Genomic DNA, 16,291 nt, shown 5'->3' with positions numbered 1-16,291 from the left:
CTTCAATGCAAAACAGCCCGCGACGGCATCCGTCGCGGGCTGTTTTCATTTGAAGCAAGCAATGCCGCTCGCAAAACCTAACCCGTGACCTCGACGGAAAACGCGAAGCGCGCCGTCTTGCCCGCCGCGAGCGTCCGGCTGTAGGGACGCTCTGCAAGTTCCTTCGAGCCGCCATTCTCGGCCGCCATGCCATGCCAGGGCTCGATGCAGATGAAGGGAGCGCCGGGCTTCTGCCAGAGCGCCAGATTGGGCAGGTTGTCGAAGGTGAAGTGCAGGGTCGGTCCACCCTCGGCACGATAGCGCAGCCCCTCGCCCGCCCCCTCCGGAAAGATCATCGCGTCCTCATCGAACATCGCATGATCGAGCACCAGCCGCCCGCCCTTGAACGGCGACGGATGCCTTTCAAACGACAGCAGCCCGCCGGACAGGCGGATGAGCGCGGGCTCGGCTTCGTTATCGAGCGTGATCACATGATCGCCCCCCTCGCCCCCCGGCAGCGGCCACACGAAAGCCGGGTGGAAGCCGAGCCCGAAAGGCATCGGCCGCCGGTCGCGATTGGTCACCTCGGCGGCCACCGTCAAAGTCCGGCCCTCGATACGGTGCTCCACTTCAAGCACGAAATCGAACGGATAGGCCGCCTTCGTCGCCTCGGACGCCGAAAGTTCGTAGCGGCACATCGTATCGCTGGACGCGGCAAGCGCGAACTCGGAGCGCCGGGCAAAGCCATGCTGGTTCATCGGATAGCTATTGCCCTCGATCTCGACCTTGTCGTCGGGCGCCTTGCCGACGATCGGAAACAGGATCGGCGACCGCCCGCCCCAGAAGGCCGCGTCGCCATTCCACAACAGCGAACGGCCGTCGCCTGTACGAAGCGCCTGCATCTCGGCACCCAGCGACGATACGTCGACGCTCAGAAATTCGTTTGCTATCCGCGTGCTGCTCGCCATCCTCGGTCCTCTTGCATTTGATCTCCGGCGCGGACCTTACCCGCGCCGTCGGGCGATTGCCATATGGCGATTAAAGACGAATGCGGCATCGCCGAAAGTCGCGCGCGGAGCCCGCCTTACTGCGGCTTGCCATTCTTCCAGCTCACCGTCTGCCCGTAGAGCGACACGGTGGAGATCGCCATCTTCGCCGATCCGTTGGTGAGTTCGCGCGAATGCGCCAGATAGATCAGCGTGTCGTTCTGCTTGTCGTAGATGCGGGTGACGACGAGCTTCTTCCAGACCAGCGAGAGGCCCGACTTGAACACCTCGTCACCGCCCTTCGAGAGGTCGATATCACCGATCTCGATCGGCCCCGTCTGCAGGCAGGAAATCGCGCTGTTGGAGGGGTCCTCGAACCAGTTGCCGTTCTTGACGCGATCAATCACGCTGCGGTCGAAATAGCTCACATGGCAGGTGACGCCCTTCACCTCGGGATCGGCCACCGCATCGACGAGGATATCGTTGCCGATCCAGTCGACACCCACCTTGCCGACGGTCTCCGCCGACGCAGTGCCGGCGCAGACGCCTGCGAGAACGGCTGCGGAGAACACGAGATTGCGATATCTGGACATGGCGGTAATCCCCCTGCGGCGTTTCGATGTAGCGCGAGCTAAGATAGGCGGGGCTTGCCGCAAGGCAAGAAACCCCTGCCCGTGAATTGACCTATGAAGCGGAGCGCCACATGCCGGCGCACCATCAAGCAGGACGCCCGCGCTGCTAGCCCTTGCGGCAGGTGCAGGGCTCGTAGCCGCGCGATGTCAGCCGTCCCGGTTTCATGCCGATAAACTGAGGGATCGCATGCACGGCTGTCGCCCCCACATGCCGCGCCATGGCGATCGCCGCCTGCGCGCACACGGCGGCATCCTCGGCGGCATTGTGGTGCGCGAAGCGCAGCCCGAGGTGCTCGGCCAGGATATTCAGCCGGTGTGAGAGGAAATGCGGCCAGATCCGCTGCGACATCTTCAGGCTGCAGAGATAGGTGAGCTCCGGATAGGCCTGCCGGTATCCATCCAGGCAGGCGCGCCAGACGCTGAAGTCGAAGGAAGCATTGTGCGCAATCATCGTCGCGCCACGGAAGTCGTCGACGAACTCGTCCATCACTTCAGGGAATTCCGGCGCGTCCTCGACATGCTCGGGCCGGATGCCGTGGATGGCGATGTTCATGCCCGAAAACCGCATCTCCCGAGGACGGATCAACCGCTCCTCCACCCGCGTCACCACGCCATCCTCGATCCAGGCAAGCCCGACCGAACAGGCGCTGCCGCGCTGCTCGTTGGCGGTTTCGAAATCGATGGCGATGGTCTTCAAGGGGATGTCCGATTCTTTGGTCTGTATCAGGCATATCGACAGCCGGTCGACGAGGCAAATGACGGCAGCTATTCGCCCACAGCGCCCCGATTAGGCGACGGCGAGAGCATACGGACGAGCTAGGTTCTCCGATGGCACACCCCAAGCCTGATTGAGCTTGAAGATCATCTCGACGGTCAGCGCGCGCTTGCGATTGAGGATTTCCGACGCCCGGGAACGAGAGCCGAGAACTTCGGCGAGATCAGCCTGATCGCGCCCCGTCATCTCCATGAAAGCCTGCAGAAAATCGATCGGCGGAAGATCCAGCACTGGGAAATTCCGGTTCTCATAGGCTTCTATAAGATCGGCCAGGATATCGAAACGATCCGCGTCCGGCGTTCCTGCCGCGGGCGGGCTGTCGAAATAAGGTCCGATCTCAGCCGTCGCCCAGGCAAGATCCGCCTCGTTTCTAATGGGTCTGATAGCGCTCATCGTATCGTCTCCGGATTGATCCTGTCGTACTCGGCATGCGTGCCGACGAATTTCACCAGCACCCGCTTGTGGGCATAGGCGACATGGACGACCAGCCGATACTTGTTGCCACCGATGTCGAAGATCACCCTGTTGTCGCCAACAAAGTCGACATTCGCTCCGAACATCGTCTTGATATCGGACGGCCCCGACCATTGGGCCTTGCTGACGGTCGCGTGCCACACGCCCAGGGGAATTCTCGCCTGCGGGTGGCGCTCCCAAAAGATACGAAGCGTGGACTTGGTGATCACCTGCACATGAAGAGGATATTCCCAATTCGGGAACACGTCAACATTCCCATTCTCACCCGCTAATCAACGCCAGCCACTCGTCCTCGTCCATCGTCTGGACGCCGAGTTCTTTCGCCTTGTCGAGCTTCGATCCGGCGCCGGGGCCGGCGACGAGGATGTCGGTCTTCTTGGACACCGAGCCGGCCACCTTGGCGCCGAGGCTTTCGGCGCGCGCCTTGGCTTCGTCGCGGGTGAATTTCTCCAGGCTGCCGGTAAAGACGACGGTCTTGCCGGCGACGGGGCTGTCGGAGGCCGCGATCTGCTCGGCGGCCTGTGGCGTCACCTCCCGCAGCAGACGGTCGACGACATCGAGATTGCGCGGTTCCTTGTAGAACTCGACGATGGCGCGGGCGACGATCTCGCCGATGCCCTCGACATTGTTCAGGTCCTGCCACGCGTCACCAGCCAGTGACGAGGCCTCTTTCATCGCGGTCTCGAAAGCCTCGTAGGTGCCATAGTGGCGGGCGAGCAGCTTGGCGGTGGTCTCGCCGACATGTCGGATTCCAAGCGCGTAGATGAAGCGGTTGAGCGCGATCGAGCGACGCTCGTCGATGGCGTCGAACAGCTTCCTGACGCTCACCTTGCCGAATCCGTCGATATTCTCGAGCTTGGTCAGCGTCGACGCCTCCTGCCGCTTCTTCAGCGTGAAGATATCGGGCGCCGTGCGGATCTTCAGCGCCTCGTCCTCGCTCTCGAAGAAGAAATCGACCTGCTTGGTGCCAAAACCCTCGATGTCGAAGGCATTGCGCGAGACGAAATGCTTGAGGTGCTCGGTCGCCTGCGCGCGGCAGACGAAGCCGCCCGTGCAGCGGGTGACGGAATCGAGCTTGCCGGTCTTCTCGTTGCGCTCGCGTACAGCATGCGACCCGCAAACCGGACACGTCTTCGGAAACACATAGGCCTCCGCCCCCGCCGGCCGCTTCTCCATCACCACGTCGAGCACCTGCGGAATGACGTCACCCGCCCGCTGCACGATGACGGTGTCGCCGATGCGGATATCGTGATCGTCCTCGCGGATGCGCTCGCCGGAATTGCCGATGCCCTTGATGTAATCCTCGTTGTGCAGCGTCGCATTGGTGACGACGACGCCGCCGACGGTGACGGGCGTCAGCCGCGCCACGGGTGTCAGCGCGCCGGTGCGGCCGACCTGGATGTCGATGTTCTCGACCGTCGTGAACGCCTGCTCGGCCGGGAACTTGTGCGCGGTCGCCCAGCGCGGGCTGCGCGAGCGGAAGCCGAGGCGCTGCTGCAGGTCGAGCCGATCGACCTTGTAGACGACGCCGTCGATATCGTAGTCGAGATCGGGGCGCTGCAAGCCGATCTCGCGGTAGTGGCCGAGGATATCCTCGATATTGCAAAGCCGCTTCATCAGCGGATTGACGGGAAAACCCCATTTGCCGAAGGTTTCGACCATGCCCATCTGCGTATCCGAGGGCATTTCGGAGATCTCCCCCCAGGCATAGGCGAAGAAGCGCAGCTTGCGGCTCTCCGTCACCTTGGCGTCGAGCTGGCGCAGCGACCCCGCCGCCGTGTTGCGCGGGTTCACATAGGTCTGCTTGCCCTCGGCCTCCATCTGCGCGTTGAGGTCAAGGAAGTCGCTCTTGGCCATGTAGACCTCGCCGCGCACCTCGACGATATCGGGCGCATCCGCGGGCAGCGTCTTCGGGATCTGCTTGATCGTCCTGACATTGGCGGTGACGTTCTCGCCCGTCGTGCCGTCGCCGCGGGTCGCGGCGCTCACCAGCTTGCGGTTCTCGTAGCGGATCGACATCGACAGGCCGTCGATCTTCGGCTCGGCGGTGAACGCGATGGAGCCGTCGGGCAATTGCCCGAGGAAACGATAGACCGAGCCGATGAAATCCTGCACGTCCTCGTCGGAAAACGTGTTGTCGAGCGACAGCATCGGCCGCGAATGGGTGATCGGCGCGAAGGTCGGCAGCGGTGCCGCGCCGACACGGCGCGACGGGCTGTCGTCGCGGACGAGTTCGGGAAAGCGCTGTTCGATCGCATCGTTGCGCCGCTTCAACGCGTCGTATTCGGCGTCCGAAATCGCCGGCTGGTCCTTGCCGTGATAGAGCTCGTCATTGCCGGCGATCTCGGCCGCCAGAAAGGCAAGCTCGGCGGCGGCCTGTTCTTCGCTCAGGGTTTCGACGGGCGTTTGGTTGGCGGCGGACATGGCAGGGACTCCCTTTGAGGAGTCGTTTTCTAGAGCAATTCTCGCCGAGGAAAAAGCGCCGCATTGCAATTGTCAGCAGCTGCTTACAGATCGTGCCGATGATCGACTGGACGGATCGTCACGGCCGCCACTCCAGCCGCTACGACGTCCTATATCCCTGCATCAGGGTCGCGGCAAATCGGTGCTTACTCGCCCGCCGTCAACAGCCGTTTGGCGGCCGCCCTCGCCTCTTCCGTCACCGAAGCGCCGGCCAGCATGCGGGCGATCTCTTCGGTACGGTCGTGCGGCTCCATCGTCGCCACGCGGGTGGCGATCTTTTCGGATCCCTCGGAAGCCGGTCCCTTGGAGATCAGGAGATGCGTCGCCGCCCGTGCCGCCACCTGCGGCGCGTGGGTGACGGAGAGAACCTGAACCTTGGCCGACAGCCGCTTCAGCCGCTGGCCGATCGCATCGGCGACAGCGCCCCCGACGCCCGTGTCGATTTCGTCGAAGACCAGCGTCGGCGCCGAGCCGCGATCGGCAAGCGCCACCTTGAGCGCCAGAAGAAAGCGCGAGAGCTCGCCGCCCGACGCCACCTTCATGATCGAGCCCGGGCGCGTGCCCGGATTGGTCTGGACGTGGAATTCGACGACGTCGATCCCCTCGGCCGCAGCTTCCTCGGGATTGGAGGCGATCTCCACCATGAAGCGGGCGCGCTCGAGCTTCAGCGCCGGCAGCTCCGCCATCACGGCTTCGGCGAGCGCTTCGCCCGCCTGGTGACGCTTGGCCGAAACCACCTGCGCCGCCGCATCGTAAGCGACTTTCGCGACGCCGACCTCGGCCTCGAGCCTGGCAAGCTTCTCCTCGCCGGCATCGAGATCGGCAAGGTCGTTGCTCATGCGGATCGCCAGCGCCGGCAGCTCGGTCACCGGCACCGAATATTTGCGCGAGGCGCCGCGCAGCGCGAAAAGCCGCTCCTCGACGCGCTCCAGTTCCTTGGGATCGTATTCCGTCTTGCGCAGTGCGGCTTCGACTTCCATCTGCGCGTTTGACAGCTGGTCCAGTGCCGCGTCGAGCAGCGCCACGGTATCCTCCAGCAGCCCCGGCGCCTCATGGCTCTTGCGCTCCAGACGGCGCACCAGCGAGGCGATATGGGGCACGGGCGAGGCATTGCCGTTGAGGAATTCGGAGGCCTCGGCGATATCGCCGGCGATCTCGCTCCGCCTTCATCATCTTCTGGCGGCGTTCGGCGAGCTCGTCCTCCTCGCCGTCCTGCGGCGCGAGCTTGTCGAGCTCTTCCACCGACGAGCGGATGTAATCCGCCTCGCGCGCGGCCGCCTCGACCTTCTCGCGGTGCTTCTTCAGCGTCCGCTCGCTGTCGCGCCAGACGCGATAGAGCTGCGAAACGCCGGCCACCTCGTCGGCGATGCCGGCGAATGCGTCGAGCAGGATACGGTGGGCGTGGGTGTCGACCAGCGCGCGGTCGTCGTGCTGTCCGTGGATCTCGACCAGCATCTGTCCGGCCTGGCGCATCAGCTGCACGCTGAGCGGCTGGTCGTTGACATAGGCCTTGGTGCGGCCGTCGGCGCTCTGCACGCGGCGGAAGATCAGGTCGCCATCATCGTCGATGCCGTTGTCGCGCAACAGCGCTCGCGCCCGGTGGTCGGGGCCGACGTCGAAGACGGCGGTCACCTGCCCCTTGTCCTCGCCGTGACGGACAAGACCGCCATCGCCGCGCCCGCCAAGGGCGAGCGACAGGCTGTCGAGCAGGATGGATTTGCCGGCGCCGGTCTCACCCGTCAGAACGGAAAGACCGGCCTCGAAGGCAAGATCCAGCCGCTCGATCAGGACGATATCGCGGATCGAAAGCTGGATCAGCATCGGCTTTAGGTACCGAGGAGTTTCTTGCCGGCTTGCGAAATCCACGAGCCCTGATTCTCACGCGGCTCCGCGCCGTTGCTCTTCAGCAGCTTGTAGGAATCCGCGTACCACTGGCTGTCGGGATAGTTGCGGCCGAGAACGGCGGCGGCCGTCTGGGCCTCTTCCGCGATACCCATCGCGTAATAGGCTTCGACCAGGCGGGCGAGCGCTTCCTCGATCTGGTTCGTGTTCGGATACTTCTCGACGACGATGCGGAAGCGCGAGATGGCGGCAAGGTATTCCTTGCGCTCCATGTAGTAGCGGCCGATCTGCATTTCCTTGCCGGCCAGCTGGTCACGCGCGAAGCGGATCTTCGCCTGCGCGTCGTCGACATATTCGGAATCGGGATAGTTGTCGATCACGGCCTGCATGGCGTCGATGGTTCGCGACGCGGCGCGCTGGTCCTGGGTCACGTCGACGATCTGCTTGGAATAGCTGAGGCCGATCAGGTACTGCACGTAGGCGGCGTCCTTCGACTTCGGATACTGCGCCATGTAGCGGTTGCCCGAGGCCAGCGCTTCGTCGAGGCGGCCCTGCCGATACTTCACGAAGGTGCTCATCACCAGACCCTTGCGGGCCCATTCCGAGAACGGGTTGTCGCGGTCGATCGAATCGAACTTGCGCGCGGCTTCCGCCATGTTTCCGGCCTTCATGTTGGCCAGACCCTGACTGTAGAGAACATCAGGCGGATCGCTCTGCAGGCCGAGCTTGCTGATATCGATATCGGGGTCCGACTGGCATCCGGAAATCAAGGCACTTGCGCTCAGCACCAGGAGCGATGCGAACAAAGCACGCGCTGTCTTCATCATACTTTCAGACCCTGCATAACCCATCGGAACATCCCAAAAGCCGCCATCCCTCAACGGCAGCCACGCCTCGCAGGCGTTTCTAGCCACAAATGCATGGCCAGAGCAACGCATTGATGATGCATTAACGCATTTTTGTGGCGGCCCTGCCCATAATCGTCTGTTTTCTCCGGATAATCCCCGACTTTGCACGGCTAAATACCTGCCGCGAAAGCTCTATCGGGAATCACGGCTGCCTGCTGCACAAAGAAACCGCCTCCCGAAGGAGGCGGCCCTGGCCTAAGGAATGCGACGGAGGTCAAGCCGACCAGGGAGCAAATTCAGGAGCGTTGACGCGGATGAAATCGCGCGGCGCGACGCGCTGGCGCGGTGCCGAGGTCTCGACGACTTCATAGGCGCTGGAATCGCTGAGCAGCGCCTTCAGCGCGTTGGCGTTCATCTTGTGGCCGCCGCGATAGGAGCGATAGCAGCCGATGAAGGGAGCACCGGCAAGCGCCAGGTCGCCGACGGCGTCGAGCGTCTTGTGACGCACGAACTCGTCCTTGGCGTAGCGCAGGCCCTCGACGTTGATGACCGTGTGGTCGTCGGAGATGACGACCGAGTTTTCCAGCGACGAACCGAGCGCGTGGCCCGAAGCCCACAGACGCTCCACGTCACGCATGAAGCCGAAGGTGCGGGCGCGCGACAGTTCCGACTTGAAGGTGGCGGCGGTCATGTCGCCTTCCCACTTCTGGCGGCCGATCAGCGGCGTGTCGAAATCGATCTCGACCTCGAAGCGCATGCCGTCATAGGGGCGAAACTCGCTCCACGAACCGCCGTGCTCGATGCGAACCGGCTTGGTAATGCGAATGTAGCGGCGCTTGACGCCGAGGGATACCAGACCCACCTGCTCGATCGCTTCGATGAACGGCATCGAGCTGCCGTCCATGATCGGCATTTCGGCGCCGTCGACTTCGATGACGACGTTGTCGAGGCCAAGCGCGTAGACCGCGGCCATCACATGTTCGACCGTCGCGACGGAGCGCGCCGGGGAAAAGCCGAGAACGGTGCACAGGTCGGTATTGCCAACCTGGGAGGAAACAGCGCGAAGCTCGGTGACTTCGCCGTTGTCATGCATGCGATTGAATACGACACCAGTGTCGGCTTCTGCTGGGTTGAAGGTAATCGAAACGTCGGCACCCGAATGAACGCCGATCCCCGAAAGGGTGACCGGGCGCGATACCGTCGTTTGAAAACCCAACATGCCAATAACCATTAATCTTGCCTTTATTATCCCTGACGATCCGCCGCGACCCTTATGTCGAAACTCATTCGCCAAGTCTTATTTCCTCCGTCGCGATGCTGCGTCAACGCGCAGTCGGACGGTTTTCCAGCCCATACATACGTGTGCCCGCGCCGCAATCCAAATCACTGTTTCTTTCGCATTGTTACGAAAGCATGCATTTGAAATCACAAGGCAATCAGGCGCAAATCGGAGTGCCTGATACAACAATGCCCGGGAGCGAACTCCCGGGCTGATTCGTGGCGATTCCAGGCGTCCCTATCAGTTCGACTGGCGGCGAAGGAAGGCCGGAATTTCGAGCTGATCGTCTTCCTGCATCATCCGGGCCTGCGGTACGGCACGGCCCTGATCGTCCAGGTTTCCGCGACGCGGAGCGTAGAGGCTTGCTTCCGGAGACAGCGGGCGGCGCTGCTGCGAGGACGCTGCCGGAGCCGACGTCATCTCGGGCGCGACTTCCTCTTCGCGGCGACCGAGCGAGTTGGTGATCCGCTTCAGGAGACCCATCGGACCACGCTCTTCATGTGCATGCGACACGGGTGCCGGCTGCGAGCGGTGATCGATCTCGGCCTGAACGACCGGTGGGAAATCCTCGACCTTCGGCATGCGGACCGGCTGCTGCTGCATGACAGGAGCAGGCTGCTGCATGACCGGCGCCGGCTGATGCATCACGGGCTGCGGAGCCGGCTGGTGCATCACGGGTGCCTGCTGCTGGATCGGAGCCTGGCGGATGACCGGTGCGGCTTCCGGAGCTGCGAAGATCTTGCTCGCCGGGCGGAAGGCTTCCTGCGGAGCAGGCTGCTGGTGAACCGGGGCAGCCGCGCGCGGAGCGTGGATGTCGAGTTCGCGTTCCATTTCGGCTTCGGCCATGCGGATGGTCTGCGCGATCTGGTCGGCCTTCGGTGCCTGCTGCATGACAGGGGCAGGCTGGACTGCGGCCGGAGCCGGAGCAACGGCCGCCGAAGGACGGATAATCTGCTTCTGGACCGGCTGGAAGCCCTTGCCGGCGTCCTGGTTCATCGCGCGGTCGATGCCGGTGGCGACGACGGAAACGCGGATGATGCCTTCAAGCGATCTCGTCAAAGGTCGCGCCGAGGATGATGTTCGCATCCGGATCGACTTCCTCGCGGATACGGGTCGCGGCTTCGTCGACTTCGAACAGCGTCAGGTCGCGACCGCCGGTGATGGAGATCAGCAGGCCCTGGGCGCCCTTCATCGAGGTTTCGTCGAGCAGCGGGTTGGCGATCGCGGCTTCCGCCGCCTGCATCGCGCGGCCCTGGCCCGAAGCCTCGCCGGTACCCATCATCGCGCGGCCCATTTCGCGCATGACCGAACGGACGTCGGCGAAGTCGAGGTTGATGAGACCTTCCTTCACCATCAGGTCGGTGATGCAGGCAACGCCCGAGTAGAGAACCTGGTCGGCCATCGCGAATGCGTCGGCGAAGGTCGTCTTGTCGTTCGCGATACGGAACAGGTTCTGGTTCGGGATGACGATCAGCGTGTCGACCGACTTCTGCAGTTCCTGGATACCCGCTTCGGCCAGACGCATGCGGCGGCCACCTTCGAAGTGGAACGGCTTGGTCACGACGCCGACCGTCAGGATGCCCTTGTTGCGGGCAGCTTGGGCAACAACAGGAGCCGCACCGGTGCCGGTGCCGCCGCCCATGCCGGCGGTGACGAAGCACATGTGGGTGCCGTTCAGGTGATCGACGATTTCGTCGATGCATTCTTCAGCGGCTGCACGGCCGACTTCCGGCTGCGAACCCGCGCCGAGACCTTCGGTGACGCTGGCGCCGAGCTGGATGATGCGCTCCGCCTTGGTCATCGTCAGTGCCTGGGCATCCGTGTTGGCGACGACGAAGTCGACGCCCTGGAGGCCGGCGGAGATCATGTTGTTGACAGCGTTGCCACCGCCACCGCCGACGCCGAACACGGTGATGCGCGGCTTCAGCTCAGTGATATCTGGCGTATGCAGCTTGATAGTCATGGTACCCGTTCCTTCTCTTTATGGCCGCATCGCCACGCCGGCCAATTCACTCAATTTCTAGAAGCTTTCCTTCAGCCACTGGCCCATCCGGGCGAAGCGGCTGCTATTTCCGCCAAGCGACATGAGCAGACCGCTCTGTGACGCATGTGTTTCCTGATCCGCGACCTGCGGATAGATCATCAGGCCGACCGCCGTCGAAAACGCCGGCCCCTTGGCTGCCGTCGGCAGCCCGGAGACGCCCATCGGGCGGCCGATACGGACGTTGCGGGCAAGGATCTTGCGGGCAACGTCGGCAAGGCCGGTCAGCTGGCTTGCGCCGCCTGTCAGCACGACGCGCTTGCCGACGATCGGGCTGAAGCCCGAGCGCTGGATGCGGTCGCGAATGAGTTCCATCGTCTCCTCGATGCGGGCGCTGACGATCCGCGACACCAGTGCGCGCGGCACCTGCGTCGGCAGATCGCGGTCGTCCTCGCCGATCGGCGGGATCGAGATCAGCTCGCGTTCGTCCGAGGAATTCGGCATGGCCGAGGCATGAACCACCTTCAGACGCTCGGCGTCCTCGATGCGGGTCGACAGGCCACGCGCCAGATCGGTGGTGACATGATGACCGCCGAGACCGACGGCATCCGTGTGCACCAGCTTGCCCTCGGCGAAGACCGAGATCGTCGTCGTGCCGCCGCCCATGTCGATCGCGGCGCAACCGAGTTCGACTTCGTCGTCGACCAGGGCGGCAAGACCGGACGCGTATGGCGTCGCCACGATGCCCTCGACGGACAGATGCGCGCGGTTGACGCTGAGTTCGAGGTTCTTGAGAGCCGTGCGCTCGGCGGTCACGACATGCATGTCGACGCCGAGAACGTCACCGTACATCGACAGCGGATCGCGGATGCCGCGTTCGCCATCGAGCGAGAAACCGGTGGCCAGCGAATGCAGCACGGCGCGATCCTGGCGCAGCGACTGCTGGCAGGCCGCCGCCAGAACCTTCTTCAGATCGTTGAGTTCGACTTCCTGACCGCCGAGATCGATGGTGGCGGTGTAGATGTCGCTGGTGAGGCGTCCGGCCGTCAGGTTGACGATCAGGCTCTCGACGGTGAGGCCAGCCATGCGCTCGGCGGCGTCGACCGCCAGACGGATGACGCTCTCGAGCGCATCGAGATCCGAGATCGCGCCGGTCTTGATACCGCGCGAACGCTGATGGCCGATGCCGATGATTTCGATGTTGTGCGTGCGACCGGGGAGAATCTGGCTCTCCTCGCGCGGCGTCAGCCGGCCGATCATGCAGACGACTTTCGTCGAACCGATGTCGAGGACGGAGACGACATGCGACCGCTTCGAAGAAAGCGGCTTCAGGCGCGGCAATCCAAAATGGGACGAACCGAACAAGCTCATATATTCTGCCCCGCCTTCTTCAAATCCTTGGTGCGCTGATCAAGAACAAGCTGACGGCGCTCCATGGCTTCAGGCGTCAGTTGAATGGCCGTACGATCGGCAAGACGCAGATCGACAGCCGCGATATCGCGATCGAGAAGAGCCTGATCGCTGTTGAATTTCGAAAGGCGCGCCAGCGCCTGATCGACATCGTCTTCAGGCAACTTGACGACGACGCCATTGTCCATGTGCAGATCCCAGCGACGGCCGGAGACCCAGACATAGGCCTTCACGCGCGACTTGATGTCGGGCCACTTGGAAAACGCATCGTCGAGCGAAGCGGCAGCCACTTCGGCGCCGCGACCGACGACCAGCGGAAGCTGCGAAAACTTGTTGTCGCGAAGCGGCGCGATGACCGCCCCGCCCTTCTCGATCAGCGAAAGCTCGGTGCCATGCTGCCAGATGGCAAAGGCCTTGCGCTCCTTGAGCTTCACTTCGATGGTTTTCGGATAGACCTTGCGGACCTCGACGCTCTCGACCCAGGGAAGCTTCGCGATCTTCTGGCGCGCCGCATCCACGTCGAGCGCCACGAGCGACGTCGTGCCGTCGAGACCGATCAGCTGCAGGATGTCGATTTCGGAGGTCTCGGAATTGCCGGACACCTTCACATCCTCGACGGCGAAGCCTGCCGCGCCGTCGTCGCCTGCGCGACCACCTCGGTGTGACCGCCGAGAGACATGCCGTAAAAGCCCGTCGCAGCGAAGAAAACCAGCGCCGACACCGTACCCGTATGAGAAGGAATGTAGATGCGGCCGCTGCCGAGGCTGACCAGGAAGCGGACGACGCGGCGCAGCGGCCGCGGCAGCACGATCCGCCCGTCGCCTTCCGCATAGGAAGTCTCGGCTTGATGGCTTGGGCGCCCCATCCTTTTGACCGTTACCGAGAACAAGAAGCGTCCTCCACCATCCAACGAAGAAATTCACCAAACGAGTAGCCGGCATGACCGGCCATTTCGGGCACAAGCGATGTTGGAGTCATGCCTGGCTGGGTATTGATTTCCAGCCAGATGATTTCGCCGTCTTCGGAGAAGCGATCGTCATACCGAAAATCCGACCGACTCACTCCACGGCAACCAATTGCTTGATGCGCCCTTAATGACAATGATTGTATTTTTTGGTAAATATTCGGTGAAATTTTCGCCGGAATGACGTGTTTCGAGCCACCCGCCACATACCTGGAATCATAGTCGTAAAAGCTGTGACCCTGCGGAACGATCTCGGTAACACCCAGCACAGTGTCACCCATGACGCCGCAGGTCAGCTCGCGTCCGTGGATGTAACGCTCGACGAGAACCTCCTCGCCATACCGCCATTCGGACGAGCCGATGATCTGCGGCGGACGCGACTGATCCTCCTGAACGATGACGACACCGAAGCTCGACCCCTCGCGCACCGGTTTCACCACATAGGGCGGCTTCATCGGATGCTCGGCGGGGAAAGAAAAGCGGTTGATCACCTGCGACGCGGCGACCGGAATGCCGGCCGCGGCCGCGACGCCCTTCGCCTTGCTCTTGTCCATGGCAAGCGCGGAGGCCAGAACGCCGGAATGGGTGTAGGGAATTTCGAGATATTCGAGGATGCCCTGGATCAGCCCGTCCTCGCCGAACGGCCCATGCAGGGCGTTGAACGCCACGTCGGGCCTGAGCGCGGAGAGCTTGGCGGACACGTCGCGATCGACGTCGATACGGGTAACCTGAAAGCCTTCGGCCTCGAGAGCATCCGCGCACGCCGCCCCGGACGAAAGGCTGACAGGCCTCTCCGAGGAAAATCCGCCCATAAGGACAGCGACATGCTTGCGACTCATAGATACCCCCAAAATAATCCGTACTCTGCATTCCAAGACTTGCACCAAGCTGGCTTTCTTCCGAATCTGGCTTGCCCGGCGCACATGTATTAGAGCGCCATTATGGTTAACGAAGCGTTTACTTTCGTTAACTTCCTGGCCGGCCGGTCATGAATTGGGACGGTCGGAAACCGTTGGCGGAAGGCGAAAACCCCGCAACGCCAAGCGTTACCGCCGAAATGTCAAAGCGAAACAAAAAGTTTAAGCCCCGGCGCCAAACCGGGATCGGCCGCCGGTCGCCGCCGGACCGGAGCGGCGAGCGCTCGTCCTTCCATCGCGTCCGCCGAAGGTACAAAGGCGGGCTTCGGCGCGATCGGCCGCCAGGCTTTCCGCCCAGGAAAGGAAGCGCACTAGTTTTTGTCGGTTTGTTGCGCGATTGGCATTTGCGCCGACTTAAAATTGCGTTATGAGCCCGTGGCCTCGAAGAGGCGAATACCTGATCCCGATTGGAATAAAAATGTCAGACGCGATATCAAAAGTATCGCCGACCTCCGCTTCATCGAACAATGCGCAGCTCAACTCGCCGGCGCGCGTTCTGATCGCAAGCGTCGTCGGCACCACCATCGAATTCTTCGACTTCTACGTATACGCGACGGCCGCCGTGCTGGTCTTCCCGACGCTGTTCTTCCCGAACAGCGATCCGACCACCGCGCTGCTCGCCTCCTTCGCGACCTTCTCGATCGCCTTCTTCGCCCGCCCGCTGGGCGCCGTGGTCTTCGGCCACTTCGGCGACAGGGTCGGCCGCAAGACGACGCTGGTCGCGGCACTGCTGACGATGGGTATCTCCACCGTCATCATCGGCCTGCTGCCCTCCTATGAAACGATCGGCGTTCTGGCACCCCTGCTGCTGGCGATCTGCCGTTTCGGCCAGGGCTTCGGCCTTGGCGGCGAATGGGGCGGCGCGGTGCTGCTGGCGACCGAAAACGCGCCCGAGGGCAAGCGCAGCTGGTACGGCATGTTCCCGCAGCTCGGCGCACCGCTCGGTCTCTTCCTGTCCTCGGGCATCTTCTGGCTGCTGCTGCAGTTTATGCCGCAGGAACAGTTGCTGGCCTGGGGCTGGCGCGTTCCCTTCATCGCCTCGATCGTCCTGATCGTCATCGGCCTTTGGGTTCGCCTATCGATCACCGAAACGCCGGCTTTCCAGAAGGCCATCGACAAGCAGGAACGCGTCGCCGTTCCGGTTGCCGAACTCTTCCGCAAGCACAAGCGCAGCCTGTTCCTCGGCACCTTCGTGGCGCTCGCGACCTTCGTGCTGTTCTACATCGGCTCGGCCTATCTGCTCTCCTACAACGTCAAGGTCCTGAAGATCCCGTTCCTCGACGCGCTCGAGATCCAGATCGTCGGCTCCATCTCCTTCGGCATCTTCATCCCGATCGTCGGCAAGCTCGCCGAGCGTTTCGGCCGCCGCGAGATGCTGATCCTGACCACCGTGCTGATCGGCCTGTTCTCCTTCCTCCTGCCCGGCCTGATGTCCGGCGGCGAAGGCAGCATCCTGGTCTTCGCGATCGTCGCCATGGCGCTGATGGGCATGACCTACGGCCTGATCGGAACGGCGCTCGCCGCCCCCTTCCCGACCGCCGTGCGCTACACCGGCTCGTCGATCACCTTCAACCTCGCCGGCATCTTCGGCGCGTCTCTCGCGCCCTACATCGCCACCTGGCTGCAGGCGAACTACGGTATGCTCTATGTCGGCTTCTATCTCGGCCTTTCGGCCGTCATCACGCTGATCTGCATCCTGGCCTCGGGCCGCGACGAAGTCTGATCGAAGCGTTCATCGCCA

General features: G+C 63.0%; 11 protein-coding genes and 3 pseudogenes. 1 reads left to right on the top strand and 13 read right to left on the bottom strand.

The features are described from left to right. Positions 1–77 precede the first annotated feature (77 nt). From P3R82_RS14230 to P3R82_RS14170, 13 genes and pseudogenes are all read right to left on the bottom strand, one after another. Entirely contained in the window at positions 78–947 is an 870-nt protein-coding gene (locus tag P3R82_RS14230; RefSeq protein ID WP_283194313.1) for an aldose 1-epimerase family protein, read from the bottom strand. Between the two features lie 116 nt (positions 948–1,063). Further along, entirely contained in the window at positions 1,064–1,558 is a 495-nt protein-coding gene (locus P3R82_RS14225) for a CreA family protein (RefSeq protein ID WP_183899106.1), read from the bottom strand. A 145-nt stretch (positions 1,559–1,703) separates the two neighbouring features. Next, positions 1,704–2,294 carry a 3'-5' exonuclease gene (locus tag P3R82_RS14220; protein ID WP_183899107.1) on the bottom strand — a complete coding sequence of 197 codons (591 nt, stop codon included), beginning with the start codon at positions 2,292–2,294 and terminating at the stop codon, positions 1,704–1,706. 90 nt (positions 2,295–2,384) lie between these two features. Next, the gene (locus P3R82_RS14215) at positions 2,385–2,765 is read right to left on the bottom strand and encodes a helix-turn-helix domain-containing protein (protein ID WP_283194312.1); all 381 of its coding nucleotides are present in this window, start codon (positions 2,763–2,765) and stop codon (positions 2,385–2,387) included. Further along, entirely contained in the window at positions 2,762–3,061 is a 300-nt protein-coding gene (locus tag P3R82_RS14210; RefSeq protein ID WP_283196344.1) for a type II toxin-antitoxin system HigB family toxin, read from the bottom strand. The genes P3R82_RS14215 and P3R82_RS14210 overlap by 4 nt, the downstream gene beginning before the upstream one ends. A gap of 46 nt (positions 3,062–3,107) precedes the next feature. Beyond that, entirely contained in the window at positions 3,108–5,270 is a 2,163-nt protein-coding gene (gene ligA, locus P3R82_RS14205; protein WP_283194311.1) for an NAD-dependent DNA ligase LigA, read from the bottom strand. Positions 5,271–5,455: 185 nt separating this feature from the next. Beyond that, a pseudogene (gene recN / locus P3R82_RS14200) lies at positions 5,456–7,130 on the bottom strand (DNA repair protein RecN). A gap of 5 nt (positions 7,131–7,135) precedes the next feature. Continuing rightward, the gene (locus P3R82_RS14195) at positions 7,136–8,002 is read right to left on the bottom strand and encodes an outer membrane protein assembly factor BamD (protein WP_283194310.1); all 867 of its coding nucleotides are present in this window, start codon (positions 8,000–8,002) and stop codon (positions 7,136–7,138) included. Positions 8,003–8,273: 271 nt separating this feature from the next. Beyond that, positions 8,274–9,230, bottom strand: coding sequence for a UDP-3-O-acyl-N-acetylglucosamine deacetylase (gene lpxC, locus P3R82_RS14190; RefSeq protein ID WP_183899112.1), 957 nt, complete (start codon positions 9,228–9,230; stop codon positions 8,274–8,276). 288 nt (positions 9,231–9,518) lie between these two features. Then, positions 9,519–11,241, bottom strand: a pseudogene (gene ftsZ / locus P3R82_RS14185) (cell division protein FtsZ). Positions 11,242–11,298: 57 nt separating this feature from the next. Next, positions 11,299–12,630, bottom strand: coding sequence for a cell division protein FtsA (gene ftsA / locus P3R82_RS14180; RefSeq protein WP_183899114.1), 1,332 nt, complete (start codon positions 12,628–12,630; stop codon positions 11,299–11,301). After that, a pseudogene (locus P3R82_RS14175) lies at positions 12,627–13,558 on the bottom strand (cell division protein FtsQ/DivIB). The gene ftsA and the pseudogene P3R82_RS14175 overlap by 4 nt, the downstream one beginning before the upstream one ends. Beyond that, positions 13,546–14,472 carry a D-alanine--D-alanine ligase gene (locus P3R82_RS14170; protein WP_283196343.1) on the bottom strand — a complete coding sequence of 309 codons (927 nt, stop codon included), beginning with the start codon at positions 14,470–14,472 and terminating at the stop codon, positions 13,546–13,548. Before P3R82_RS14170 ends, P3R82_RS14175 begins: the two are co-directional and overlap by 13 nt. Positions 14,473–14,968: 496 nt before the next feature. On the opposite strand from P3R82_RS14170, the gene P3R82_RS14165 reads away from it, so the two are divergent. Further along, on the top strand, positions 14,969–16,273 hold the full coding sequence (locus tag P3R82_RS14165; protein WP_183899116.1) for an MFS transporter: 1,305 nt from the start codon (positions 14,969–14,971) through the stop codon (positions 16,271–16,273). The last annotated feature ends 18 nt before the right edge of the window (positions 16,274–16,291 follow it).

This window comes from Rhizobium sp. AN80A (genome assembly GCF_030053015.1).
Classification (GTDB): domain Bacteria; phylum Pseudomonadota; class Alphaproteobacteria; order Rhizobiales; family Rhizobiaceae; genus Rhizobium; species Rhizobium metallidurans.
The sequence above is the reverse complement of the archived record's forward strand: the minus strand, read 5'-3'. Positions and strand labels throughout refer to the sequence as shown.